Source organism: Mesorhizobium muleiense (assembly GCF_900099905.1).
Taxonomy (GTDB): domain Bacteria; phylum Pseudomonadota; class Alphaproteobacteria; order Rhizobiales; family Rhizobiaceae; genus Mesorhizobium; species Mesorhizobium muleiense.
On the sequence record NZ_FNEE01000011.1, the window covers coordinates 168,722 to 194,550 of the forward strand.

The window sequence follows — 25,829 nt, forward strand, 5'->3', positions numbered from 1 at the left end:
ACTCGTGGCCAGAGAACGGGATCGCACCGGCCGCCACGCTGTCAAAATGCCGAAGTTGGTGATCCGGCACGACGCTTAGCTTCTTCCCGCTCTTTGGCGATGAAGCGTTCCAGCGTGTGAATCTTGAGCACACCTGAAATCACTTCGCCGCCGAGAACCAACGCCGGCGTGACGTTGATGTACAGCTCCTTGGCGAGCGCGCAATTGCGCTCGAGGACGTTTTCGATGGCGCGGTCTTCCATGTCCCGCTTGAGCTGCTCAACCTCGAGGCCAACGTGTCGTGCGATAGTCAAGATGTCGAATTCGCTGAGCTGCGCGACCGCTCCGGGACGTGGGACTTTCAGTAAGCGCCCCGAACCAGCCTATTTCCTTTCACAGCCAACCGCGCCGCTTGAAAAAGAGATACGGAACCACGGCGGAGAGCACCATCAGACCCAGCGCAAAAGGATAGCCCAGAAGCCATTTTAGCTCGGGCATGGCATCGAAGTTCATGCCGTAGATCGAGGCAACCAGCGTCGGCGGCAAAAACACGACGGCAGCGACCGAGAAAATCTTGATGATCTGGTTCTGCTCCAGATTGATGAGACCCAGCGTCGCGTCCAGCAGGAAGTTGATCTTGTTGGACAGGAAGGTCGCATGGTCGCTGAGGAACGTGGCATCGCGCTGGACGAGCTTGATACGTTGCCGGATTTCCTTCTGCAACTTGCGACCGGACGACGCGACTGCCCAGCTGGTCGAGTCACTCGCGCTATGGTAGGAGACGAGCCGCGCGATGCTCACGAGACTCTCCTGAATTTTCGTCAGCAGCTCACCCTTCCGGCCGATTCGCTCGACAAGGGATTGAAGGTTGCGTGTTTTCTTCGAGGCGCTCGGAGACGTGTTGCGAAAAATTTCGCGTGAGAGTGCATCAATCTCGTCGCCGATGCGCTCAAGCGTGTCGGCCGCGCGGTCGATGATCGCTTCGATCAGACCCAGCATCACCAATTCGCCGGACGTGCAGGGAGGGCCGCTAGTACGCTGTGCTTTCGCCGCATAGATCAAGAACGGCTTCGGTTCGGCGTGGCGGACAGTGACGAGCGTCTGGCCCTTGATAACGAAGGTAACCGGCGCTTTGACAGGGTCCTCGCCCTCGATATTCGCGACCGCGGTGATCGTCATGAACTCGGCGCCGTCTTCATGATAAAGACGGTCCGACAACTCGATTTCCGCCATCTCGTCGCGCGTCGGGATATCAATGGCCAGATGCGCCTTAACAAGCTTCACTTCCTCAACAGTCGGGTTGAGGAGGTCGAGCCAGAGAGCACCGAGAGCTTCGGCCTCCGGCAAGCCGTCAATTGCTGTCAGATGGCCGTTCTGGCCCGTGTAGATGCGCAGCATTTATGGCCCCTTCGGCAAGGCAGTATGCCGCCCGCGGAGCCTTTCCGTAACCGGGGCTGAAGCGCTCTACACTGATCTCGGTCATTTTGGCCGCCGGCCGATTGTGCTGGCTTGGCTGGCGATCGCATTTCCGTGCCTGCTGCTTAGCTATTTCGGGCAGGGCGCGTTCGTTCTTTCCCGAGGCGGGACGATCTGACATCCATTCTTCGAGATGACCACGGCTGGACGTTGGTGCCGATGGTGGTGATGGCTACGGCGGCAACTGTGATCGCCAGCCAGGTCGTGATTCCGGCGCTTATTCACTTGTGCGACAGGCCGTCCAACTCAACATGCTTCCGCGCTTCGAAATCCGGCATACATCCGAAATGCAATTCGGGCAGATATACCTGCCGCGCGTCAACCTGCTGCTCGCATGGTCGGTCATGTTGCGGTCATCGGCTTTGGTGAGTCCAGCGCCCTCCCGTCAGCCTATGGCATATCGGTCACGGGCGAAATGGTTGTGACGACAATCCTGCTCCACGTCGTGATGAGGCGTATCTGGAGGTGGACGCTCCTCCCGGCGCTCGGCCTTGCGCTCGTCTTCGGGTGGTCGATGTCGGCTTCTTCTCGGCGAATATCATGAAAGTGCTCGACGGCGGCTGGGTCTCAATCCTTGTCGCCGGCGTGTGGTCGTGATGACTTGGGTTCGCGGAACCCGCCTCCTCTTCGAGAAGTCCCGCAAGAGCGAAGTCCCGCTCGATTTGGTTGCCGAGCAGATGACTGCCAAGGTGCCGTCGCGGGAGTGGTTGGAATTGTGAGTTGGCGTAGTCTCCGGGGTGTCAACCTCGAATCATCCGGCCTTGCGGTGCCGGACAGGAGACTACGCCATGACAAGGACTACCATGAAAGCCGAAGCCGTTCATCCGGGGGATGAGGCGACGAGCTATCTTTTCGACAACTGGTTTGATCCGATCGAAGCTGGCCTGCGCGAGCGGGTGCGCGGCTTCATCGAGACGATGCTCGAGACCGAGTTGGAAGCGGTGCTTGCCCGTCCCCGTTATGGCCGGCAGCCGGCGGCGCGCCAGTGATGAGACCACCGGTGTCGCCGGCCACCGCCACGGCAGCCGGACGCGCACGCTGACGGGGATCTTCGGCACCACTGAGATCACGGTTCCGCGGGCGCGCCTCGATGTCGACGAGGACAAGACGGTGGAATGGAGGAGCAAGGCTCTGCGCGCCTATCAGCGGCGCACGAAGGCCGCCGACGCACTGATCGCGTCGAGCTACCTGGCGGGCACGAACACGCGACGCGTCCGTCGTGCGCTTGCCGCCTTGTTCGGCGGCGCGATCGGCAAGGACGTCGTCAGCCGCACCTGGCGCAAGGTGAAGACGGACTGGGACGCCTGGAAGGGTCGCTCGCTGGCCGACGAGCCCGATCGTGCGCCTGATCCTCGACGGGACGGTGGTTCGTGTCAGGCTCGACCGCAAGGCGACCTCGATCCCGCTGCTCGTTGTCATCGGCGTGCGCGCGGACGGCCACAAGATCCTGCTCGCGGTCAAGAACATGGGCGGCGAGACGACCGAGGCCTGGCGGGCGATCCTCGACGATCTCGTCGCACGCGGCCTCCGCCGCCCTGAGTTCCTCATCGTCGACGGCGCACCCGGCTTGGACGGGGCGATCGCTGGGCTGTGGGACGGGGTGCCGGTTCAAAGATGCACGGTTCACAAGCACCGCAACCTGCTCGCCCACGCTCCCGAGCGCCTGCACAAGGAGATCAGCGCCGATTACACCGACATGATCTACGCGGCCACGCCGGAGGAGATCGAGAGCCGCCGCAAGGCGTTCCTGCGCAAATGGCGGCTCAAGTGCCGGGCGGTGGCCGACAGCCTGGAGGAGGCCGGTGAGCGCCTCTTCGCCTTCACGCGCCTGCCGCCGAGCCAGTGGAAAAGCGCACCAGAACTACAAACGCGATTGAGCGTCTGCATGAAGAGTTCAAGCGGCGCATCAAGACCCAGACCGTGCTGCCTTCGGCCGAAACCGCGGCAATGTTGTTCTGGGCGTTGATTGCGTCCGGCGAAATCTCGATGCGAAAAATCGACGGATGGCACACGCTCCCCGCCAAGCCACTCGATCAGCAGATTGACCTCGCCGCATGAACCGATAACCTCAATTTGCCGGAGGCTGCTCCGCCAAATTCCAACACGATCCGCTACGGCACCGACTCCAGAGCCTTCTATGACAAATATTACACGCCCAGCAACGCCGTCCTGGTGGTGGCCGGCGATGTCGAGCCGGAAACGGTCAAGGCGCTGGCCGATAAGACGTAGGGAACCGTGCCGACGGCTCCTGGTCTAACCCGCATCCGCCCAGTCGAGCCGGAGCAAAACGCCAAGCGCACGGTGACGCTGACCGGCGTGCGCAATTCGGTGCCGCGCTTTTCCACGCAATGGATGGTGCCGTCCTATCATACGGCCGCACCCGGCGAGGCCGAGGCGCTCGACTGCTGGCCGACATCCTCGGCGGCGGGACCCGCAGCCGGCTATACCAGCAGTTTTCGACCGCATACGCGCCCAGCTTCTCTCCGAAATCATTGCCGATGAGCGCGAACCTCACGCGATCCCCGAGCTGGCCTGGCGGCGCGGACTCTACGGCACGCATCCGTATTCGAGACCGCCCAAGGGAGCCTGACCAGCGTAACGCCCGCCGATCTAAGCGCCTTCCACAAAGCCGCTTTCGCCCGCGACGGGCTGCATGTGGCGGTCGTAGGCGACATAGATGCCAAAGCCCTGAGAGCAAGGCTCGACCAGCTGTTCGGCGATTTGCCTCAGAAACAGGCGCTCGCCCCCGTACCTGATGTCACCCCGAAGCGGCGAGCGGACGCAGGTCGCAACGCCCTCCCCCAGACTTCGCTCCAGCTGGCTTTTCCCGCCATGGGACGCAACGACCCGGAATTCTACGCGGGACAGCTGATGAACGATATAGTCGGAGGCTCACGATTTACCTCACGTCTGTTCCAGGAAGTGCGCGAAAAGCGCGGCCTTGCCTACGGTGTCTCGTCCAGCTTGGAAGACTACCAGCCCAACATGCTTGTCGTGACGACGTCGACGCGCGCCGACAGGGCGGCCGAGACGCTCGACCTGATAAGACAACTAATCAAGGAGCTGGTGGACACAGGCCCAACAGCGGCCGAACTCGAAGCGAGCAAGAAGTATCTGATCGGCGCCTATGCTATCGACAATCTGGGTTCCTCCAGGCCGATTTCCGCCACGCTTGTCGGGTTGCAGCTCGACAAACTCGGCATAGACTACATCCAGCGCCGCCCGGCCCTCATCGAGCAGGTGATCCTCGAGCAGGCAGGGCGGCGGCGAAGAAGCTGCTTTCGGCCGAGCCCGCGATTATGGGCGTTGGCCCGTGACAGCGAATAATCCCACGCTCTACAATAGCTGAAGGACTCGCCGACCTACGTGTGGCTGATCCGACTATGGTGTGGCAGAATGAACGCCTTGAGTTCTGCCTGCTCGCCCTCGCAGACCAGGTTCTCTCCCGTGGTTCGATTCCCGACCCGAGAACGCCGTCGTTCCGAGAAAGTATTCTAACATTCCGTATGCCAAATACGGGAAAGTTAGAAACTCTTGAATATGAAGCGGATTATGCTAGCTTTCCCGTATCTCAGATACGGGAAAGTTAGAAAATGGCCCTTCACCTCGTTGGGGAAAACATCGATAAAACCCGCAGCCACTATCAGGCTGAAACGGGCAAGCTCGTCCAGCTAATGCGCGGCATCTATGTCGATGCCGGGGAGGATATCGAGGCCACGATACTCAAGCACGCCGTCCGCATCGCCAAATACCTGTATCCGAACGCTTACCTCTCGGCGGCGAGCGCTGTGCTTCTCGGCCCGACCCGGGATGGCCGCCTGTTCCTGAGCGGGCGACGAATACAGCGCAGGCGCTTGCGCTTGCTGGAAATCATTCAGAACGCAGCTCCCGACCACCCATCAGTCGCTCAAGCGATTGTCGATGATGGAATGGGAGAATTCCGGATCGACGTCTCCTCGATGCGCCAGCGCTTCCTCGAAGCTTTCCGCCTGCGCAGCGAACACGCGGCATCCATCGGCGAGACGATGCGCGAGGCAATCGCGAACCGCCTCATAGAACAATACGGCAGCGCCCAGGGCGCTGCCGACGCGACATGGGCGCTTGCCCGCGCGAACCAGTGGTATCGCGAGGGCGAGCACGCCGAGCGCTTTTTCCTCCGCCCTCCACTGACCACAGAACCGGCACGCAACGGAGCCGCGCTCGATCTGATCGTGGCGTGGCACGGCGCTCCGCTCGGAAATCTCACACATGATGGTTTTGAGTGGCGCTGGAATGCAGACGATCAGGGCCCGCCACTTGTTCGCCAGACCACGCCGGGCAAGCTCCCTCCTTTCATTCTGTCGCTGCTGCCTGAAGGCTGGCTTGAGTCAGTGTTGAACGACCGCGACGAGCGCGCGACGCTACGCTCGGGCAAACGCTACATGTCCAACATCACCATCGTCGAGCGTGCGAGCGATCTCTCCGCCCTGCCGCCCGACATCCTGTTAACCCGGCTCAATGGCTTCACTAGAAACACTGTCTTCACTGGCCAGTATGCAGGGCCGGGTCGCGGCGACCTGGAGCAGAGTTTCGAACGCAATCTCGCGCAGATATTCGAGCGTACTGATACGCCTCGCCTTTCGGGTGTTCAGATCAAAGCGCCTATGTTCCTCAGTGCGGATGGCACCCTCTCTCCCAGTATCGGCCGGCCTTTTACCCACATTCTCAAACCTGCGGGTACGGGCGGATTTGAGGCCCTGCCAGTTATCGAATGGCAGTCGCTCGCTTTGGGCAGCGCGGCCGGTTTCAAGACGCCCGCGACAGCGCTCGTCCCGATGCCTGACGGGATGCCTCCGGCGCTACTCGTGGAGCGGTTCGATATCAGAACGAGCCTCGAGGACAAACACCTGCTCGCGCTTGAGGACTTCTGCTCGGTACTTGGCGTGCCCACCGAAGCAAAATACGACGGCACGATGGAGCGCATCGCGCGGGCACTAAGGCCGCTATCGACCTCTCCCGAAGAAGACGTCCTGCTTGTCCTGAAGCGATCCTTATTCGCCTGGCTGATCGCCGATGGCGACATGCACCTGAAGAACATGGCACTGCTGGAAATCGCAGAGCCCGGCAGCACGCAATTCAGCTCAGTTCGCATGGCTCCGCTCTACGACGCGGTCACGACTCGCGTGTTTCCACGCCTCGAAAAAGACCGGATGGCCCTCAAGCTGAACGGCAAGGACGATCGTCTGCGGCGCGCCGACTTCAAGGCTTTCGCGAGCACGGCTGGCCTCAAGGCAGCCGATGCGGATACCAGCATCGACGATCTTGTTGCAGCCCTCTCACGCGCGCTCAACCACCTCGAATTGCCGCCGCCTCTATCAGACGGCTCTCAAGGCGCGAAGATGGCGGAGCAAATGCGCGCGATTGTCCACGAACGCATCGAAGGGTTTGCATAGATGATCGATCTAACTGATACGCCGGTTTCCATGGACCGCACTTCCCAGCCGTGATGGGCGAGACCGCCCCGACAAAGCTTGGCAAGGGCTCGAAAGTTCAGGCTAATGATAGATGCTCAGTGGAGGGCCTATTTTCTAGCGCCGGCGACGTAACCGCTCGATCGTCTGCACAATCCCTCCGGGCGTCGGCTGGCGCAGTCGATGCGGTCGAGATCTCTGCTCGTCGTGGCAATGTTCACGGTGGTCTTTTTGGAGATCCATCCATTCCAGGACGGCAATGGAAGGCTATCGCGTTCTGACGACGCTTCTGCTGATGCGCAGTGGCTATGCTTATGTGCCTTACTCTTCGCTCGAAAGCGTGATCGAGAACAGCAAGGAGGGCTACTATCTGGCGCTTCGGCAAACTCAAAAAACGATCCGCAGTCCGAGGCCTAATTGGCAGCGCTGGGCTGTTTATTTCCTGCGCGCTCTTCAGCAGCAAAAGCAGCGGCTTGAGAAGAAAATCGAGCGCGAGCGTCTCGTGCTCGGTACGCTTCCGGAATTCTCCCTTCAACTAGTTGAAGCCCTCAAGGAGCGCGGGCGAATGACCATTGGCGAGATCGTCAACCTGACCGGTGCAAACCGGAACACCGTCAAAAAACATGTGGCAACCCTGGTCGAAATAAACCATCTAGCCCCAACATGGAACCGGCAAGGGAACGTGGTTTGGCAGACGTTAACACAGACTACTTTATGTGATTCAACCCACGAAACGCACCACGTCCATTTACTTTGAACACAATATGATAAGGAACACTCTTTCCGAGCTTAAGCCCCCGGGCAAAAAGTTTTCGAGGGGTGGTTGCCGCCGCCCTCAGTGCAATTAACCGGTATTGAGTTCCAGCTTGCCAGCAGCGGTTATCAGCGTGGCGTCGATGGCAAGTCCTCCTTTGAAGGCGGTCGCATTCGAGGGGAATGCTCTACAGGGACGACCCGCCGTAAACGACGCTCTTTCGAAAATCCCCGACCTCTTCCACCACAACGACCCCCCTTCTCGTTTTTTGGGGCGCGACCTGCACGGTCCCGAGCCCAGCTGGCAGATGATCTGCGTGCCTACGGTCGCAAAGAAGGCATCACCGTGCTGATTCTCGATTGTGGTCCCTTTTGATTTTCCACGCCCGTTTGTGGCGCTCGCGATGGGGGGCGGCAAGATCGAGGACTTTTGAAAGCAATTTCAATCCGATGATGCTCAAAAAAGGCATTTGGCTGCACTGCTGCTATTCGGACCGATGGCCGGTACGCGCGGTCGGGAAGCCGATGTCCATTGTTCAGTTTGCACCTGATGAGAACCGCAAGCCATCGACCAGAAGCGTTCAAGAATTCTCCCTTTCAAGTTGAGTGGATGGTCTACCAGCCGTATGGCCGAGGCCCTATAAGGACCCGCAGGTGCGGAGTACACGCCGAGGCTCTGCCGATTATACATATCAGCTGCCTTTGAGAGGAACCCGGTTTGCCCCTGTGCCTGCCGATGATCCGCCACTGAAATCCCCGGACCTGTTTGGCGCCGTCCATCGCCTGCCGGCACTTGGCACGTCAGTTCGCGAGCGGTCATTTGTGGTCCTCAACCCGTCGAGCGGCGAAGTGCTGGCAGGACGTCCGACATGGGCGTGGAGGAGACACGGGCTGCGGTAGACGAGGCCTATGTCGCGCAGCCTGGATGGGCGGCGCTGACCGCCCGAGAGCGCAGCGACCTTCTTTGGCGATGGCATCAGCTGATCATCGCCATGCAGGCGATCTCGCCGCGATTCTGACTGCGGAAATGGGCAAGCCGTTTGCCGAAGCCAAGTCGGAGGTTTCGCATGCGGCCGCGTATCTGCAATGGTACGCCGAAGAAGCCAATCGCATCTATGGCGAGACGATCTCCGCACCGTCTACAGACCGTCGGATGATGGTGATCAATCAGCAGATCGGTGTCGTCGGCACGATTACGCCATGGAATTTCCCAGCGTCGATGGTGGCGCGCAAGATCTCGCCGGCCCTGGCGGCGGGCTGCGCGATCGTGCTCAAACCTGCTGAACAGACGCCGCTCGTGGCAGGTGCAATGTTTGCCCTCGCGCAGCAAGCCGGCTTTCCTGACGGCGTTGTCAACCTGGTCTATGCGTCCGAAGGTGATCGCGTGGGGCCGCGAACTCTGCTCCAATGCCAAGGTCCGAAACATCAGCTTTACAGGCTCCACCGAGGTTGGCCGACTGCTCATGCGCCAGTGCTCGGACTAGATCAAGAAGGTCAGCCTCGAGCTCGGCGGCAATGCGCCCTTCATCGTCTTCGACGACGCGGATATTGACGCTGCCGTTGACGGGGCGATCCAGGCGAAGTTCCGCAATGCCGGCCAGACTTGCGTTTTCATCGAACCGGCTTTACGTCCAATCGAGCGTTCACGATGAGTTCGTCGAGAAGTTCGTGGAGAAAGTCCGGCACTTATCGGTTGGCGACGGCTTCGCTCCGGGAGTGGACGTCTGACCACTCATCGACATGCATGCTTTGGCCAAGATCGAGTCCCACATCGCAGATGCCGTTGCTAAGGGTGGGATAATTCGATGCGGGGCCGAACGTTTTCAACCCACAGCCTTCACCGAGATCTCCAGCATCATGGCGGTTGCGCAAGAGGAGACTTTCGGGCCGTTGGCGCCGATCATCCGCTTCCACGATGCGGATCAGGTTGTCTGTGAGGCAAACGACACGATTTACGGGCTCGCCACCTTTCCATGCCTCGAACCTGAGGCGTGTCTGGCGCGTGGCCGAGGCATTGGAATATGGCATGATTGGCATCAATACGGGGCGTATGTCTTCGGAAGCGGCGCCCTTTGGCGGCATGAAGCAGTCCGGCATCGGGCGGGAGGGTTCCCGCCACGGGCTCGAAGACTACCTCGAAATGAAGTACCTCTGCATGGGTGGAATCTAAATGACGTCGCCCCGAGTTTCTCCAGTTTTGGGTTCGTTTCCGGCGTGGGTTGTGCGCTGCTGGGCGGATGAAGCGACGGGGGCTGGCGCGGAGCCTTTCGCATAGCGCAGCGCGAGCGACCGTCGCGGATTGAAGGTGGTGGCGAACTTGGCCGGTGTCTGCCAGGCGATTTGGGAGTGCGGCCGCGCGGTGTTGCAGTCGGCGCGCCACAGGCGATAGCGATGCTTGCCATGCGCATGGAATGCCATTCGACCGGTTCTGATCCGCGCAGGAGAGGATGGCGTTCGAGATGAACTGGCTGGCATTATCACTGACCAGTGATGAGCCGGTTCAATTCCCGGGCAACCAAGTGCCCTCGACCGTGCTGAATAGTGCGCCTTTGCCATACCGGCGGATTAGCGCGGCCGACCTTACTTCGGCATGATGCGAGCAATTTCTGCACCAGGCGCGCAACGTATGCCACTCCCTCAGATCGCCCAGCGATACGTCTGGGCCTGCATGTTTGCTGCCTTCTGCGATGGCTTGCCGACACTTTCGGCTCGCCGGGTGTGATGATCTTCTTCTGCGTCTTTCCCTCTCGGCGATATTGCCGTTCGGCCGTCCCGACCAAGGCCAAACCTCGGGCCGTTTTCCCGTTCCCGGGTCGAGCTTGAACGTCTCGTCGATGATGTTCTGGCGTGCTGCGAGCTCAACGCCGAGGCGCTTGGCATCGATGCATGGCACGACATATTGCGGCGGTGTCGCACGTGTTCGACGGTTTGGGCTTCAGGATCGTGCGGATGGGCCACGCTTTTCTGGCGGCGCGAAACACGGGCAATGCGCGTTCAAAACCTGACAAAGGCAGAAACTTGTCAGGTTCAATCCAACCGCCATCCGGGCACTGCGGAGGGTTTTCAAAGCATATTCATGCACTTGCGCGCTGAGCCCGCTGGCATGGACCTTGCAACGCTTGCAGCAGGACGGTATGCAATGGAGCAGACGAGGATGTTCTCTCCCCTGAACCGTGTGCCGTCTCTGAGAGGGAAATAAGCTCGTGCAGAAAATCTCACAACCTTTGACAACGGCTTTGGAGAACAACGTGGTGTTGCAGATCGAGTCCCCGGCTCCTTCGATTCAAGCGGAAACCTGGCTGCGTGGCGAGCCCCTCACCAGCTTCGAGCCCGGCAAAGTGTACATCGTCGAATTTTGGGCAACTTGGTGCGGTTCGTGTGTGGACGGGATGCCCCATCTGATGCAGCTGCAGGAGAAATACAGGGAAAGCGGCGTTGAGATCGTAGGAGTCGCGGCTAGTGAACGCGCTCCAACGGCCGATGAGGCCCGAAGCACGTTGGACGCTTGGTTGACGGAAAAGTTCCCGAATCTGAACTATCGGATCGCATTCGACTCCACAGGCGAAATGGACAAGCTTTGGCTGGAGCCCAGCTTTTCTTTCTGGATTCCCACCAGTTTCGTGGTCGACCGAGACGGCTGCATCGCCTTTATTGGTGAACCGACGGAACTCGATGAGGTCTTGCCGAAGGTGCTTAACGGCAGCTGGCGCACCAGCGATCAGGCAAAATCCGCCGATGCGGAGCGGATCGCGGAAGGCGAACCCATAGCGCGCGAACAAGCGCTGAAGAAGCCGATCAAGGACAGATATCGGGCGGCGGTGGAGAAAAAGGATTGGAAGACGGCGCTCTCGGCGATCGAAGAAGGCATCGCCTTGATGCCGGACAACCTCGGTTTCCGCCGTTCTCATGTGAATCTGTTGCTTCACAAAATGAAGGACATGCAGGTCGGCTTGCCCGTCATGCGCCAATTCGTTCGCGACGCGATCAACAGAAACTCCGAGAATTGGATGGTTGCGGCGTTAGACGAGCTCTTCTTTCCGAACCTTGACCATTCGCACTTTCCGTCTGCTGAGCGCTTGGCGATGGGAAAACAGCTGTCCGAACACATCCTGGCACTGAATCCCCCGGAAAGCGACAAACGTAAGCTCCTGCCTTATCGTTTGGCAGCCCTGTACTATCACGAGAGCGGCAACAAAGATCGGGCGATCGAGTTGATCGAGCTGGCACTGAAGTCGCAGGGCGGTCCGGAGCGTATCCGGGACCAAGATGAACAGGACGAAATATCGCATTTGCTGCAGTTCCTGGCCTACTTCAAGGGTGAGAAGGTTTGTTACGGCGCTCTGTGTGCGGCTCCAAACAATGGCCGATTCGACAGCTGGTATACCGTTTGCGGCTGACCGCCAGCTTATGTGAGGGACAGAATTGGCCGGGCGGACAGCTCTTGATGCGAACGGCGCAAACCCCCGCCCGGCTTGCTAAATCACCTGGGCCGCTCTTTTGGACCTAAGTCCGAAGGACTGCGGCCTTCTACGATGCCCGCCTTTGTTTAGGCGGGCTATGAGCTGAGCTACGGGTTTTGCCCGCTTCTAACCGTTCGCCAGCCTGGCGCAGGTGCCTCTCAACACCTCCACCACACCAAGGTTTCATGCGGGTAGCGAATTCGATCTTGGCGGCATGGCCATTAAGCACATGGGATGGCCTCGCTGGCGGCATGCCTGTGATCTGGTGCTGCAGCCCACGCTTGCCTCCGCCAGCGGTTCGATGAGGCAGCCTGTCGCACAATTGATATCAGGACTTCAATGCCGGAACACCGGCGCCACCCTCAATTCAATAAATGAGGTGTCGCGCACCACGGTTGGCTGCTTGATCCAGGCAATTCCGGCCGCCGTCATCCTCAATGAGGTGACCTCGACCAGAGCCTCGGCCTTGAATGGCATGATCGAGGTGCATGGGTGCGGCCACCGTCATTTTCGTCAATCCGAACGGGATTTCTTGCAACCGCTTTGCGGCTTTATCCAACACGCCAAGGGCCGCGCTGTCGACAGGTGGCGCGAGCTTGGCGCCGAGGCGTCCACGTCAACAGATTCTTCTGACAATCGGGACTTGTACGATCACCCCAGGGGGGCGAGAGCCCATGACGATCATCGTCGCGCCGGCCGCGATCTGAAGCAGGCGTCGGCGCGTCTCCCGCCTATCTTCTGGCGAGGCTTCGGTGAAAGACGCCGATGGCGGAACGGAAACACCAGGACCGGCTGAATAGATCCCGAGCTGTGCGATCGCGTTCGGCCAAGTTGAGGAAAGCGAGCTGAATGCAGGACTTTGCACGCTAGCACCGCGTTGCCGGGCCATATAAGAGATTTGGCCCGGCGCGAGAAGCGGCACTCGTGGCCAAAGAACGGGATCGCACCGGCCGCCACGCTGTCAAAATGCCGAAGTTGTGATCCGGCACGACGCTTAGCTTCTTCCCGCTCTTTGGCGATGAAGCGTTCCAGCGTGTGAATCTTGAGCACACCTGAAATCACTTCGTCGCCGAGAACCAACGCCGGCGTGACGTTGATGTACAGCTCCTTGGCGAGCGCGCAATTGCGCTCGAGGACGTTTTCGATGGCGCGGTCTTCCATGTCCCGCTTGAGCTGCTCAACCTCGAGGCCAACGTGTCGTGCGATAGTCAAGATGTCGAATTGGCTGAGCTGGCCGCGAGCAGCCATAAGGGCGTGATGGAACGCCTCATATTTTCCCTGTTTGCTGGAGGCGAGCGCCGCCAGTGCGGCAAATTTGGAACCCGGTCTCTTGCCCGGACAATGTTTGTAGACAACCTTCAGCATGGGATCATGCTTGAGGGCTTGCTGGATTGTACGGTCTTCCGCCCGGCACCGCGGGCAGTTGTAGTCCAAAAATAAGACGAGAGGGACGTCGCCATTCGGGTTGCCAGCAGTTGGCGCAGCGGCGTCGTTTAAGAGTGCGTCGCGCCGCTCTGGAATGAGCTTCCGCCAAAACGCGACGAGCCGGCTATGGTTTTCATGCTGGCGCACGTAGTCTTTGGCAACTGGACCATATTGCGTCGCCAGCCCGAAAAAAAGCAGGGCTAGGGCTGAAAGAGCGATACGGCCGGCTTTTGGCGTAAGGCATGGTTAGGCTCCAATTAACAGTGAACGGCAGGGCGGCAACGGCTGGCCTTTTGACGTCAAAGGGGGCACCGCTTTAATGCCTCACCCGCTGTTCGCGGATGACGGGAGGTCAAGGGGCTCGTGCTATTCGAAGAGATGCGGTGGGATGGCTGGGCCCAACAGCCGACCCATCCGTGAGCGGCGCTGTGTGCGTGCGAACTGCCCCCGCGGTCGCCGTTCGCCGAGCGGCTTCAGGCGGCCGAGTGCGATGGCTGAGCGTGACTGCAGCAAACACCTGCACGTAAAGCTGGGATAAGAGGGCTTAGGGCGCGCGGGACTCGCGCTGCGGTGTGCGGGATTATATTCAACAATTCTTGTCTCCTAACCGGATCGAGGCAGGTTCCTCCCTCCCGGGCATCTCCCGTCGCTGCGCTCCGGTCGAACGTTGCACCAAGGGTCCTTGCAAGCCCCGCGCCAATCGCGATGTCGGCACTTCAGGAAGTGATTGCGCGGGCGGCAGGTGGGCAGTGGTCAGCGCGCCTTTCCAGAATATCGCTCGCATAAACGTCCGGCGAGCGGCTCCGAGCGTACCTGCCATCGCCGGGCTCTGCGACAGCCTGAAATCTACGAACCAAATCCGAATCGCTCGTTGAGTCTCGTCCCTCCCAGCGCGGTAAACCGCGCCTCGATCTCGGCATTCCAGCAAGCCTCCCACGAAGTTCGCCCGCTGGACAGGGTGAAGGTCTGCTGTCCGATTAGCTGGTTTAAGATCAGCTCAGGCTGCGGCGGCCGCTCGATCTCGCAAAACTCTACAATTCTGCGAATGGTCTCGAGCTGAACTTCGCGTCCTTGGTCGCCTATGATCTGCTCATAGCTCAATCCAAGAACATTCTCCTGATCCGCCCACGGTGCCACTGGATGGCAGCGATCATTGAAAATGAAAGGCGCGATCTCATCGAAGTACTTCAGCATTTTGTCAGGTCCGTCCGGCTCATTGCGCCACGTAATCTCAGCCCTCTCAGGCGGGCACCAATCGCTGTCACCTACATATCGCATCTGCGACACAATTGCCGCACGCATTTCGCGCGAAAGAAAGACGATCTTGAAATCCGCTAAACAATGGCGAGTGCCGATGTCGCACGGTAGATGCCCATAGCCAAACTGACCGGGCTGAATAAAGCGCGAGGATATCTCGATCGGTATCCATAGAATATTTTCGGAATGAGTGAAGCGAGCTCGCTCGACATCCACAAAGCGGAAGTCTCCAAGATAGTCTTTATTAAAGAACACATCCGACTGTACAAGCCCGAGCAGTCCAAGCAGACGGGCATATAGGTGGGTGCCCGCCTTCGGAATGGAACATATCATAACCCGCGAGCTTGAGCGGCCGGCCGTCGGCTTGATTGACCAAGATTCATTCGAGCAGGGATAAAGTGGAAAGGGTTGACCCGCGATATCGCGCAGCTCTTCTGGAAGCGGGTGAAACATTGTGGTTTCCTCACTGTTGCAGCGGCTTTTTTAAACAGCCGGAGCCAATGCGCGACAGGACAAGTTCCTGACCAGCTTGACCCCAAGCAGTCGCGCCCTCTGTTGCCGTACCAGAGAAGTAAAGCCCGTCGCATGCGCTAGCCGCGAGACGAACCGCTAGTACGGGTGGCATCGGCAAGCTCGTGGCCAACTTGCTGAGATGAGCTATTTACCAAACGCCACGTCGGCGTTCCCTAGAGATGTAGTCACCTTGTCATGCCCCCGTTTTCGATCGGACGATGAACCTAATCATAGAAGAACGCAAGTAAGATTGGTTATGTCGCCAATATACTAATGAATATATTTTCCCAGACGGCACCGCTTGCGTTGCCGTGCAGTCGTCCCCACTGCCCTGACGACGAGGACACCACGGTTTGCGCGGCGCATGCGCAGCCAGTAAAGTAAGCTCCATTGACAGCATCGGGCCAGGAGACGTCGTTAAACGAGGCCACTCGCAAGACCGCCTCGCGAGCGGCCGAGCGCATGCCCTCGCGTCCATTGCCCCGACTGCCGAGACATGGGCGCGAACGGAGCGGCAGCCGGAATCCGATATCGACCTTGTCTATGATCTGCGTCAGTGAACCGTCAGCGAGACTCGAATATGCAGGGCTTTGCTAGGCCTTCGCGGGTCGACTGCCAGCTTGGAACGAACACTAAGACACATGCGGAAGCCCCGACATACACAGAAATTGCTGCTAGACATCATCTATGATGCAATTAACACGGCTCCGAATGCGCTCGCACGTATAGCTCTGTATGTTGCACAAGACCCCGAGGCTGTTCTGGCGCTGTCCATTGCCGACCTTGCGCGCAACACCGCTACCGGTTCTGCTTCAATTGTAAGATTTTGCCGAACCTTGGGACTCTCGGGATTTCGCGAGTTTAAGATTGCGCTCAGCGGCGAAATTGAGCGGCGGAAGTTGAGCGGCGAACTGGCTGAACGCGCGCCATCAGAAGCTGTAGACACAGCTCCTCGGATCGCCATCCTCAGTTCTGCTTTACAAAACTCAATTTCCGCGTCCGCTCGTGGTTTTGACGACCTTCAAATTAGTGGGTTTGCCAACCGCATCCGAGCGGCCCGACGCGTCGAACTGTTCGGCACGGGGCCGTCATCCGTCTGCGCTGATATTCTGGCCATGCGACTGATCTGCCTAGGTTTCCCCGCACATTGCTCGGGGTCCGCCACCGTGTCTCACGCTCTCGCGCGAGGGCTTGGCTCGTTGAGCCTCGCCATTGGCATTTCGTCGCGTGGCCACACTGTGGAAACCAAGGATTTTCTGGCTATTGCGCGCGAAACCGGAGCATACACGATTGCCATTACGACCCGCGTTGACTGCCCGATCGCCCGGACTGCGGACGAGGTGGTATTGTTTACCTCGGCTGAGGCTTGGCCACAGGCCGGGTCGGCGATGCACGTGCCGCCTCTGGTGTTGCTGAGCGAATATCTTTGCCAGTGTCTGCAGATGGCGGAAGTCTGAATCCCCACCAAGGCCAATTCGGGCAGTTCCGAGGTTATTTCCGGATCCCACCTCGGTCTTCGTCGCGCGTGCTCGCGTGCACGAGCCATTGAAGCGATAAACTTGAACCGCACTTTCGACTGTGCGTACTGCGTGCTTGTTACATGGAAACGACGAACTCACCGAGCAACCCTCTTGCCACGGCGCGCGGGTGTTTGGTGATCATAGGGGAAGCTTCAACAATTGAGAAGCTGACGAACTACTACACCGGGATCAAACCGGAGGACAAGGCAGGTTCCTCGTCGTTGGCAAGGCTGCAGCACCAGGTCGACTCCGTGACCTAGGCGGTCCATGCGCAAGGTTCGACGGCGCGCTCGCCGACTGAGTGGCGCTGGAGGGCCTCGAGAGGGCATGGGTCGGCCGCAGCAGCGTGGGACGCAGGAAGGCAGGCAAGATCCTGGCTTCCTTCTTCACCGACAGCAAGTCAGCGGCTCCTTTTGCCGGTCGGCAGATCGGTGGACCAGGTCGAGCTTCTTCCATGTCCACTTCTACGTTTGCCACGGTGTTCGGGAATTCCCGGGAGATTGGGGGCTGACATCTATCGCGTGCTGCCACGAAGGTTGGTATTGACGTATTTCGCGAGGTCTAGCGCGGAGATGCTACCAACCAATTGGTCCAGACTCATTTCGGCCGAGATTGAGGCGGAATGCTCCAGGAGTGCAAGGAGATCATCCCTGTGCTTCGAATGGTGGTTCTCCAGGTGCATCTCGACCTTTCGCGCGATGACGTCCGCGAAACTCGCCCTTGTCCCAAAAAGCGGATCGTTGATTAACGCCGTCGGTCGTTCCTGTTCGAGAACCCAATTTATCGCCAGGGTCCCGTTCGATCTCAAGAATACGATCTCCAGCTCCGCGTCGGCAGGTCGCGATGTGGCAATGGAGAACCCCGCGTCCGCCAGAGCCCTGGTATCCTTATCCACAGCCTGATTGAATGCGGCCAAATTGACATGATGAATGTCAATGTCGTTCGGCGCACGCTGGATGAACTGCGAAAGGACGCTACTGCCCGCTACCCAGCTATCTTTGCTCCGATTGCGCGAAATGGCGACCAACGCAATGCGCATCAGCTCGGGCATCATGCGCTTGTGGCCTTCTTTGATATTGAGAACAGCCTGTAAGTTACGTTGACGTCGGGATAGGTCCCGGCTCGCAGAAGCACAGATGTGAGATCATTTGAACCCGCAATCTTTTCAAGAAGGTCGTCACGGGCATTAGTGCCGAACCCAAGAACGATACGACCTGATTCCGTAAGGAACCTTGGGCCATCTGAAAGAAATCTCTCGAGCAAGTTGTACCCTGGATCGATCGCACCACCTTCGAGGTCGTGGACAAACTCGTAATCTTCTGGAGCGTAGCTCGACGGGTAGTTCCAAAATATGATGTCGAACCTTCTGCCAGGTGGAACATTGTTAAATATATCGCTTGCGATGACCTCGACGTTACTAATGCCGTTTCTTGCAGCATTCTCCAACGTGTTCGCGACGGCCCTCGGATTGATGTCACAAGTCAGCAACGACAGCGCGCCAGTCTTTGCCAACAGAAGGCCGGGAAGACCGAAACCGCAGCCGATTTCTAAGACGGTCTTTCCGTCGAATGGGGGAAAATTCTCGCTAATCCAACGCCAACTCTGGAAGTGCTCTGGAGGAAAAACCCCTTCCTGTACGACCAGATCCAGTCCGAATGCCTGCATCTGACGCGGGAAAGTGGCTTGTTGACTTGTCCGAAGCGTTGTCCTGATACGATCAAGTTCGCTCATTGTTCTCCGGCCTTCCGGCGCGGTGCCATGCCTGGTTGTTTTCCCGGCTCGACGGCATCAACGGTTCGCTTCAGTAAGCAATTCCAAAGAGGCATTGAAAACAGACCGGCCTCAAGAATGAGGCGGTCCCAAGATGAGCGGAGGGGTGCATACCGGAAGAGGCCTTCTAGACCGGCTCGATCCCCCTGGAAATACCGCTGGACGGCTGTCGTTAGGCCCGACTTTGCTGCGGTTAGGAGTGCTCTGTCGTAACAGAATCTTGCGTGGGCAAACGCGCTACCATCACTCCGATTGTCCGGCATCGGCGCAGCTCCCCTGTCGCCGAGAACGTTTAGCAACATTTGGAAAGATGAATGGGCAATGTAGCCGGAATCGAGAGAAATCCAAGCAGTCGCTTCGTCGCCCAACGACCGGCACCTAAGTATTCTCAGCTCAGCATCCATTACTTGATGACTATCGCTCACATGAAGGAGGTTCGTCACGGGATTATCGCAGAAAAAGAGACTACGTACGGTGCCGGATAAAGCCTGGGCCGGCTGTGTGTTACCCTTCAGTTTTTGCGACAAGTGCAGCGCATTAGGTCCGCTCCAGATCGTGGCGCAAACCGGACGCATGTCGAATAAGTCCAGCACCAATGGCCAATGCTTCCCGCCGGTGGAACAGGTAAGGGTATAAAACGCATCAATGGATTTGCGACTATGAATCGAAAAGAACCGTTCCGAGAGTTCCAAACCGGTTCGCCGGCGAATAAATTCGTCGAGCAGCGAGGTTAGGCCAGAGCGCGCGACTTCCGGGCCATACACTATCAGCGCCGTGGATGACATCATGCCGCCCCCCCCAAAGGGTCGCTTGTGATATGGGCCTTCCTGCTCGCGACGGTGATCCTAGTCGCTCTAACGCGTCTCCCTTCCAGCCAATCGGCGAGACGAGCGGGATGACGGGCATTAATCACAACGCCGGGAAGGCTTTTCTTCGCCATGAATTCGACCGCGCAGGCGTCAATCGAGGTGTGGCCGAGAAGGACAAGATCTTGAGCAGCGATCTGCTCTATAAGTGCAGCGGGATCGTCGGTTGCTCCACCGCGATGCACGCCATCGACATCTGTCAAAATCACCAGCTGTGGTGCCCCAGTTAACCAAGCGATCCACGCGGCAACGGCGTCGGATGTGACGTCCCAACTCCATTCCACTGGGTCAGCCGCAAACAGCAAACGGGAAGGCAGCAGCACTGGAATCTTCCCAAGTCTCGCGAGAGTTCGGCATTCGCCTAGGCTGGCCGATGGAACTAGTTTGGAAGAGAAGGCGGCATCCGCAAGCAAATACCCCGTTTGGTCCTGTGCTAGAGCACACGCATGATGCGCGGTACACGGATCTAATCGCTCGGCTGCATCAATCGCCTCAATTGCTTTGTCCGGGATGCCGCCGCCTGGAACAAGTAGGATTCGATGGCCCTTATCGGCGAGACGCTCAAGTTCAGCCAGTGCGAGCTTACACACGGCAAGATCACGCATGATGCTCCCGCCGAATTTGAGAACAATCGAAAAGCCATATGGTGGAAAACCTTTTATTGAGCAGTCCATCGGCTTGCCATCCCGCCCTCAGGCAACAGATACGATCTCAGGAATTTTCGAAGCTAGGTTTGGAAGCGCTGCCCAGACCTTTTGAAACGCGGCCGCGTACAATTTCATCACTTCAACGTCGTTTGGTGGAGCGATCTCCGACACGTAAAACATGGTGTTCAATATCTTCATGACGTTTGGAAAATCGGTCCTTGACCATTGGCCGCAGATATCCGGCAGATATTCAAAGACGGGCTTCGTCAGCCAGACCGCAACGGGAACTCCCTCGGCTTGAAGAAGCTTAATGATGAAATCCCTGGCCGTAGGGCCAGGTAGAAAACCGAGCTTTTCCGGCTCAAGACGCAACGGGAGATTCAGCATCGATTGTTGATGATCTGCTGGATCGAAAAGAGGCAGAAGCCCTGAGAGGTGGCCAATCTCCTGCCAAAGGAACCTAGCATTCCTTCGCCTTTTTTTAAGCTGCCGGTCAAGCTGCTTGAGCCTGTGATTAGCAATGGCAGCAGAGAATACATTGGGTCGGTAATTGTAGCCTTTGGAGTTCGGGGAGAATATCCTAGCTCCACATCGCGACGAGCTTGTCAGCGAAACATTATCTACATGGTGGATCAGAGCAGGGTCCCTCGTCAGGACAAATCCAAGCTCACCTGCCCCGAGGTGTTTAGCTCCGTTGCCGGAGAGAGAGAGTGCATCGCTCTCCAAGTAAGCTCCATTGACAATATCTTTCGCAGCGCCAATTGATTGGCAAACATCATCGATAATCGCCACGCCTCGCGCTCGCGCCGCCAATCTCAAGCTGGGAACCAAGAGGTTATTTCCGAACAGATGAGTTATGAGCGTCGCCGCGTCACCTGGCTTGATGAGGGAGGCCGCCATCTTCTCATCAACTCCGGCAAGGTCTGGCTCAACATCGACAAAGACCGGTTCGAGTCCACTGATCGTGATTGGGCCGACGGCTCCCGGCCAGTTCAAAGCCGACGTAACGACTCGGCGACCTCGGTTCCGGTAGTAGTCGAGAGCCACGTGAATAGCGGCTGTGCCGCTTCCAACGGCGCGCACAGACCAGTTACCCGACCAATCCGCTAGCCGCTTTTCGAGCTCAATCACCATAGGGTGATTGACGCGATGATATTTGCCGCTTTCGACAACATTTGCGAGCGCCTTCAAATGTTTACGTTTCGCAGCTGGCCAAAGAACAACTCGCCCAGCCGGCACCGTGGGATCTCCTCCAAAGAGCGCAAGAGAAGTGTCCTTCTGGTGGGCGCATCGTGTGCTTGCTGCCGTGGCTAAGCTTACATCCTTGGTCATATGATCTAGCCTGGTTGTGTTACATCGGCCATCGGCCACTCGCGAAGTCACGAGCCGAACCGACCCGTCTCTCGCATACTTTTGCGTCTTGCAACGAGGCTCGGCTAACCCACAAGAGCAGAGTCGCTCCTGAGAACAGGCTGGGCGCCGTAGCGCCCTCGCTACGTTGAGTTCAGGAAAGAGCTTTCAAGCTCGCAACCGGCGTATGAGGCGTCAACCTCGTCGGAAATGAACTCGCTGAACGATGCAGTCCCTCCTTCGTAAATCAACACCTAATAGCCCTTGACAAGAAGGGGAAGTGGTCCTCTGAAATATATTTATGGATATATTATTTATTCTCCGCCTACCTTTAGCCTCCTATCTGGGATATTTTAGTATCGGAAGTGACAACGCGAGGTTGCTTTTTCAGCCTCTAGTACCGGCACCATTTAAAAGATAAAAAGCGCAGCGCGGATGCGCAGGAATATCATCCCGCCAAAGCCGCGGGCCAGATAATCAGCCAACCTTGGCGAGCTGGGAGCACCCCGAGCTTCCGTAATTGGTTGAAGCACTCGCCGGACCGAGGGCCGGCGTCCAATGTTAGTAGCCCCTTTCGCGAACACTCCGGCTAGTGGGTTTGTGTCAGAATGACCTCCCGGGATCGTATTCTGAGCGCTCAGTGAGGATGTATCTCGTTGTAGTCATCCCACCGGGCGATCTGGCGGAGAACCATGGGTGATCATGCAAGGAGTGATGCGAACGCAATCACGCTTGAAGGTTTTGACCCAGGCTTCCGACACGTCGCTGGAGTGGGGCGCTTCACGGGCGTGGAGCAAGTAACGCGGTCAGCGCAGAGGCGAAGGCGCGTGTTCCTTGCCGGTGTAGGGGTGCCATTTTCCGACAGGTCTCGATCGGATGAGGCACCCTCGTCGATCCGAAGCGTCTCTTGACCGCCTCCAGCATCATATCGCACGGGACCCGCAGCCCTCCTGCGACGGCCCAAGCCGAATGGCTCAGCTACTCGGCTGATGTCGGCGAAAATCGCTCACCAATACTTCTTTGTAAACGTGAAGTTTGCCAGCTGTCTCCTGCTCATATTTTGCAAAGCGCGCGACACTGCGCGCTGTTCTACATCAAGGTGGTTAGTCAATGCGGATGCCACTGCGCTCGTAGTCTTGCCGAGCTGAGGCATTGCGTCAGTTAGCCTTGCAAGACTGGTTCGAAAAGCCGGGGAAAGCTCAGACGCGGTTATTTCCATGCGAAGGGCATGAGAGCAGAAACAGAACTTGTCGATGATATGGCAAATTTCGCAATTACATGCCCCCAGAGCTATGTCAGTGAATATTTCTTCCGCTCGAAGAGCGAGCTCCGTTGGAGATAACTCACCAGAGGGGGCGGTTCGGTCGAGAGGGTGAGTCCGTGTACGAGTTAGGGCGAAGGTAAGTGTTTCGCGCGCCACCACATACGAGTCCAATAGAACCCACTCGACCAGAGGTCTCGTAAAGTAGCCCCTTTGAGGAAAGGACACGATCTTCCCTTCCGCTGCAAGTCGGATAAGTGCTTCGCGTATAGGAGTCCGGCCGATGTTGAGGTCGGACGCTAGCTCTTTATCGCTGAGATGCTGCCCCGGCATGTGGGATTTGCTGTAGAGCAATTGAAGTACCGCGTCGTAGGCTGCATCGGCTTTTGCGTTCTTCTTGGCTTCAATAGCCAAACTGGGCATTTCTGTCCGACGACATTGGGCCGCATTTTTGCAGAACCACATCTCTACGCTTCCCCTTGTTTCGACGTCCTTTGAACGTTCGATTAGCAGAATTTGAGTTTCTGCGGCGTGCTATTTCTCGACATCCGGACATGACGCATGCACCGCGCGCCGCCTCAGCTGCATACACCATGCGTATGAGGTGTGACCATGGCCAGCCGCGGCGCTCGGATGCGGAAGCCGGTTGTGTGCGTCAAGTTCTGCAAAAAGGGGCGGCCATGGTGCTGGTCATGCGGCTTGGCGCAGAGTGAGCTTCTTGTGCTCGCGCAGGTCGTCCATGTTGATGTAGCGGTTGGCCTCCATCCAGTTTTCGTTGGTTTCGACGGCCAGCGCCCTGACGAGGCGTAGGCAGCTCTGTGAGTTTGGAAAGATGCGCAGGATATAGGTGCGGCGCCGGATTTCCTCGTTGAGCCGTTCAAGCATGTTGGTGCTCTTGAGATGCTTGTGGTGCTGGCGTGGCAGACGAAAGAAGGTCAGCGTGTACTCGATGGTCTCCTCCACCCATGTCGTCAGTCGTGGGTAGCGGGCCGACCATTTGGAAAGCCATGCGGCGAGATCGGCCTTGGCCTCGGCGAGATCGCGCCGGTCGTAGAGCCAGCGCAGTTCCTGCAGGCAATCGTCGCCATGCTTTCTCGGCAGGTGATCGAGCGCGTTCCTGAGGAAGTGCACGTAGCAGCGCTGCCATGCCGCTTCCGGGATCACCTCGCCGATCGCCGCGACCAGGCCGGCATGATCGTCAGACACGACCAGCTCGACGCCCTTGAGGCCGCGTGCCTTCAAGCCAACGAGAAAGTCCCTCCAGGCCGAGCGGCTCTCACGATTGGCCATCTCCACGGCCAGGATCTGACGCCGGCCGTCCCAGTCGATGCCAACCGCGATCAGCACCGCCTGGCTCATGACGATGCCGGCTTCGCGCACCTTCTCGTAGCGAGCATCGAGGATGAGGTAGGCAAAAGGCTCTTGAAGCGGGCGCTCGGCAAACGCTTTCAGGCTCTCGTCCAGGCGTTTGTTGATGGCCGAGATGGACGAGGCCGAGAACGAATGACCGCACAGCTCTTCCGTGATCGCCTTGACCTTGCGGGTCGACACGCCCTGCACATACATCTCCGCAAGCGTGGCCACCAAGGCCCGCTCCGAACGCTGGTAACGCTCGAAAAGCTCGGTGGAGAAGCGGCCGGCCCGGTCCTGCGGAACTCGCAGCTCAAGCTTGCCGACACGGGTGACAAGAGTGCGGCCATAATAACCCGAGCGATAGCCGAGCCGCTCCGGTGTGCGCTCGCCTTTCGAAGCACCCAGAGCCTCGTCCATCTCGGCCTCGAGCACCTCCTGCATCACCGCCCGGATCACTTCGTGCAGACCTTGCGGGTCCGAAAGCAGAATGTCTTTGACGGCGGCGCTGGCGGTCTTACTTTCAGTCTTGGGTCATGGTGGCGTTCCTTCGCGGGAATCAGGTGACGTTGAACATCACCAGCCTGCCATGACCGCCCCCTCTCAGCGAATTTGCAGAACTCTCAGCACACTACCGGGAGGAAGCCTCAGAGGACCGGACGCGGAAAGATCTAGGAGGCGTTAGGCGCTCGACGCACCTGAGCTGCGCGCAAACCATTTCCTGCGCTCGTCGCTTCGCCACGCTAGACTAGCGGACTGCGCAACCCTGACCAGTTCCGCCCGGCGAGCGCTTACCACGGGGGCTTTGACCCACTCTCGGTGACATTTCTTTACAGCGCCGACTAACGGCCCTTAGCAGATCCAACTTGCCGCGGCCGTACATCTGTCGTTTCACCAGTTTGCGCTTGGCCCTCGCTTTGTTCGTAGACCATACTTCGGTGGTCGCCGCACGACGGTCGTCGTCACTAACGGAGCGACCGTTCTGACGGAACTTCCCGGGGTGGCATCTCTTGTCATTGCCCTCGGAGAGGCCCGGCTCCGACTAAAACTACACTTGGCGATCTGAAGAGCGAAAGGAAGGCTTCGCTGAAGGCGGTGTTGGCACCAACAGAGATCTTACCAAGCGTTCGCACAGCTATGCTTTGGTTCGCGAGGCATTGGGATTTCTGTGCCCCTTCAGACACTCGGCGATGCACTCACTCAGAAGAGCCATTGAAGGCATAAGCGTTGCCGGTCCAGGTTCGGCCAGGGCCCGCGCCGGAGCTGAGTAGGAGCACCTCATGCGCCACCCCAGAGACTGGCGATTTGTCACGCGTCGTTATTGCAAGCGTATGCGCTCCTCGGTCGCGGCCAGTTCTGAGAAAGGCGACGGCCTCTCGCTCATATCTTTCATAGGAGATGCCGATAGCATAAGCCGAAGCGTCCAGCCCATGAGCCAGACCGCGAGCGATGTTCACAATCCGGGGTCCCCAGCCAGATCAGGCGGCTGTGACAGTAGCTCTGCGCAGATTGCGGAGACGCCCATACCAAGAGCTTCGACACGCGTAGCACTCTGTAGTCGCTCCGTCAGGCGCTCGATCTGGGCGTAGTCGAGAAGGCGAGCTGAGGCCTCAACCGAATGTAGGAAGGCCGCGCTCAGGTTCGCAATTTCCGGTCTTACATGCGAGTTCAGTGGCGAGGTGCTGTGTCAGTCGGTAAGCGCTGTTCTCAGGCCACGGCCTTAAGCTCGGAAGGTTGGATGTAGGCCCAGGG

Annotated in this window: 17 protein-coding genes and 5 pseudogenes; 9 read left to right on the forward strand and 13 right to left on the reverse strand. The window is 58.4% G+C overall.

Annotated elements, in window-relative coordinates:
- Nucleotides 1-41 precede the first annotated feature (41 nt).
- Complete coding sequence (locus BLT09_RS19955) at nt 42-293, reverse strand: DsbA family protein (protein WP_236473686.1); 252 nt, start codon at nt 291-293, stop codon at nt 42-44.
- A gap of 79 nt (nt 294-372) precedes the next feature.
- Nucleotides 373-1,377, reverse strand: coding sequence for a magnesium transporter CorA family protein (locus tag BLT09_RS19960; protein WP_091595874.1), 1,005 nt, complete (start codon nt 1,375-1,377; stop codon nt 373-375).
- A gap of 40 nt (nt 1,378-1,417) precedes the next feature.
- Between BLT09_RS19960 and BLT09_RS19965 the strand changes: the two are divergent.
- The 7 genes and pseudogenes from BLT09_RS19965 to BLT09_RS36015 form a co-directional block, all read left to right on the forward strand.
- Nucleotides 1,418-2,150 (forward strand): annotated as a pseudogene (locus tag BLT09_RS19965) (KUP/HAK/KT family potassium transporter); the annotation flags it as partial.
- 108 nt (nt 2,151-2,258) lie between these two features.
- Nucleotides 2,259-3,513 (forward strand): annotated as a pseudogene (locus BLT09_RS19970) (IS256 family transposase).
- 60 nt (nt 3,514-3,573) lie between these two features.
- Nucleotides 3,574-3,905: pseudogene (locus BLT09_RS19975) on the forward strand (M16 family metallopeptidase); the annotation flags it as partial.
- Between the two features lie 199 nt (nt 3,906-4,104).
- Nucleotides 4,105-4,782 carry a M16 family metallopeptidase gene (locus tag BLT09_RS19980; RefSeq protein WP_342028462.1) on the forward strand — a complete coding sequence of 226 codons (678 nt, stop codon included), beginning with the start codon at nt 4,105-4,107 and terminating at the stop codon, nt 4,780-4,782.
- 266 nt (nt 4,783-5,048) lie between these two features.
- Nucleotides 5,049-6,887, forward strand: coding sequence for a type II toxin-antitoxin system HipA family toxin (locus BLT09_RS19985; protein ID WP_091595876.1), 1,839 nt, complete (start codon nt 5,049-5,051; stop codon nt 6,885-6,887).
- Nucleotides 6,888-7,164: 277 nt separating this feature from the next.
- Nucleotides 7,165-7,662, forward strand: a complete 498-nt coding sequence (locus tag BLT09_RS19990; protein WP_236473726.1) for a Fic family protein — start codon at nt 7,165-7,167, stop codon at nt 7,660-7,662.
- A 758-nt stretch (nt 7,663-8,420) separates the two neighbouring features.
- Nucleotides 8,421-9,828, forward strand: a pseudogene (locus tag BLT09_RS36015) (NAD-dependent succinate-semialdehyde dehydrogenase).
- On the opposite strand, the gene BLT09_RS20000 reads toward BLT09_RS36015, so the two are convergent.
- Nucleotides 9,825-10,076: an integrase core domain-containing protein gene (locus BLT09_RS20000; RefSeq protein WP_091595878.1), complete on the reverse strand. Its 252-nt coding sequence runs from the start codon at nt 10,074-10,076 to the stop codon at nt 9,825-9,827. The pseudogene BLT09_RS36015 and the gene BLT09_RS20000 sit on opposite strands and share 4 nt — an antisense overlap.
- A gap of 785 nt (nt 10,077-10,861) precedes the next feature.
- Between BLT09_RS20000 and BLT09_RS20010 the strand changes: the two genes are divergently transcribed.
- The gene (locus tag BLT09_RS20010) at nt 10,862-12,055 is read left to right on the forward strand and encodes a TlpA disulfide reductase family protein (protein WP_236473684.1); all 1,194 of its coding nucleotides are present in this window, start codon (nt 10,862-10,864) and stop codon (nt 12,053-12,055) included.
- Nucleotides 12,056-12,454: 399 nt separating this feature from the next.
- On the opposite strand, the gene BLT09_RS34345 is transcribed toward BLT09_RS20010, so the two are convergent.
- The 3 genes from BLT09_RS34345 to BLT09_RS20020 form a co-directional block, all read right to left on the reverse strand.
- On the reverse strand, nt 12,455-12,595 hold the full coding sequence (locus BLT09_RS34345) for a hypothetical protein (RefSeq protein ID WP_164746818.1): 141 nt from the start codon (nt 12,593-12,595) through the stop codon (nt 12,455-12,457).
- 204 nt (nt 12,596-12,799) lie between these two features.
- Nucleotides 12,800-13,690 (reverse strand): DsbA family protein, encoded by an 891-nt coding sequence (locus BLT09_RS20015; protein ID WP_236370657.1) that lies wholly within the window; start codon nt 13,688-13,690, stop codon nt 12,800-12,802.
- A gap of 699 nt (nt 13,691-14,389) precedes the next feature.
- The gene (locus BLT09_RS20020; RefSeq protein WP_126057760.1) at nt 14,390-15,253 is read right to left on the reverse strand and encodes a sulfotransferase domain-containing protein; all 864 of its coding nucleotides are present in this window, start codon (nt 15,251-15,253) and stop codon (nt 14,390-14,392) included.
- 728 nt (nt 15,254-15,981) lie between these two features.
- Between BLT09_RS20020 and BLT09_RS20025 the strand changes: the two genes are divergently transcribed.
- The gene (locus BLT09_RS20025) at nt 15,982-16,770 is read left to right on the forward strand and encodes a MurR/RpiR family transcriptional regulator (RefSeq protein WP_164746656.1); all 789 of its coding nucleotides are present in this window, start codon (nt 15,982-15,984) and stop codon (nt 16,768-16,770) included.
- Between the two features lie 577 nt (nt 16,771-17,347).
- Here the strand turns inward: BLT09_RS20025 and BLT09_RS20035 are convergent.
- From BLT09_RS20035 to BLT09_RS20065, 7 genes and pseudogenes are all read right to left on the reverse strand, one after another.
- Nucleotides 17,348-17,887: a hypothetical protein gene (locus BLT09_RS20035; protein WP_051695334.1), complete on the reverse strand. Its 540-nt coding sequence runs from the start codon at nt 17,885-17,887 to the stop codon at nt 17,348-17,350.
- Complete coding sequence (locus tag BLT09_RS20040) at nt 17,884-18,564, reverse strand: methyltransferase (protein WP_029354798.1); 681 nt, start codon at nt 18,562-18,564, stop codon at nt 17,884-17,886. Before BLT09_RS20040 ends, BLT09_RS20035 begins: the two co-directional genes overlap by 4 nt.
- A complete protein-coding gene (locus BLT09_RS20045; RefSeq protein WP_236370659.1) occupies nt 18,561-19,391 on the reverse strand; it encodes a nucleoside-diphosphate kinase in 831 nt (276 codons plus the stop codon). The genes BLT09_RS20040 and BLT09_RS20045 overlap by 4 nt, the downstream gene beginning before the upstream one ends.
- Nucleotides 19,388-20,074, reverse strand: a complete 687-nt coding sequence (locus tag BLT09_RS20050) for an amino acid kinase family protein (protein ID WP_236370662.1) — start codon at nt 20,072-20,074, stop codon at nt 19,388-19,390. The genes BLT09_RS20045 and BLT09_RS20050 overlap by 4 nt, the downstream gene beginning before the upstream one ends.
- 87 nt (nt 20,075-20,161) lie before the next feature.
- Nucleotides 20,162-21,448, reverse strand: coding sequence for a DegT/DnrJ/EryC1/StrS family aminotransferase (locus BLT09_RS20055; RefSeq protein ID WP_091595886.1), 1,287 nt, complete (start codon nt 21,446-21,448; stop codon nt 20,162-20,164).
- Nucleotides 21,449-22,472: 1,024 nt separating this feature from the next.
- Complete coding sequence (locus BLT09_RS20060) at nt 22,473-23,192, reverse strand: GntR family transcriptional regulator (RefSeq protein WP_029354792.1); 720 nt, start codon at nt 23,190-23,192, stop codon at nt 22,473-22,475.
- A gap of 225 nt (nt 23,193-23,417) precedes the next feature.
- Nucleotides 23,418-24,608, reverse strand: a pseudogene (locus BLT09_RS20065) (IS256 family transposase); the annotation flags it as partial.
- Between the last annotated feature and the right edge of the window lie 1,221 nt (nt 24,609-25,829).

Bases quoted from the DNA above. Each gene is read 5' to 3' on its own strand.
- BLT09_RS19990 (WP_236473726.1), top strand. From the start codon at position 7,165: ATGGAAGGCTATCGCGTTCTGACGACGCTTCTGCTGATGCGCAGTGGC.
- BLT09_RS20060 (WP_029354792.1), bottom strand. From the start codon at position 23,192: ATGTGGTTCTGCAAAAATGCGGCCCAATGTCGTCGGACAGAAATGCCC.
- BLT09_RS20040 (WP_029354798.1), bottom strand. From the start codon at position 18,564: ATGAGCGAACTTGATCGTATCAGGACAACGCTTCGGACAAGTCAACAA.
- BLT09_RS20050 (WP_236370662.1), bottom strand. From the start codon at position 20,074: ATGCGTGATCTTGCCGTGTGTAAGCTCGCACTGGCTGAACTTGAGCGT.
- BLT09_RS20055 (WP_091595886.1), bottom strand. From the start codon at position 21,448: ATGACCAAGGATGTAAGCTTAGCCACGGCAGCAAGCACACGATGCGCC.
- BLT09_RS20000 (WP_091595878.1), bottom strand. From the start codon at position 10,076: ATGGCATTCCATGCGCATGGCAAGCATCGCTATCGCCTGTGGCGCGCC.
- BLT09_RS34345 (WP_164746818.1), bottom strand. From the start codon at position 12,595: ATGCCATTCAAGGCCGAGGCTCTGGTCGAGGTCACCTCATTGAGGATG.
- BLT09_RS20020 (WP_126057760.1), bottom strand. From the start codon at position 15,253: ATGTTTCACCCGCTTCCAGAAGAGCTGCGCGATATCGCGGGTCAACCC.
- BLT09_RS20035 (WP_051695334.1), bottom strand. From the start codon at position 17,887: ATGATGCCCGAGCTGATGCGCATTGCGTTGGTCGCCATTTCGCGCAAT.
- BLT09_RS19960 (WP_091595874.1), bottom strand. From the start codon at position 1,377: ATGCTGCGCATCTACACGGGCCAGAACGGCCATCTGACAGCAATTGAC.
- BLT09_RS20045 (WP_236370659.1), bottom strand. From the start codon at position 19,391: ATGATGTCATCCACGGCGCTGATAGTGTATGGCCCGGAAGTCGCGCGC.
- BLT09_RS19985 (WP_091595876.1), top strand. From the start codon at position 5,049: ATGGCCCTTCACCTCGTTGGGGAAAACATCGATAAAACCCGCAGCCAC.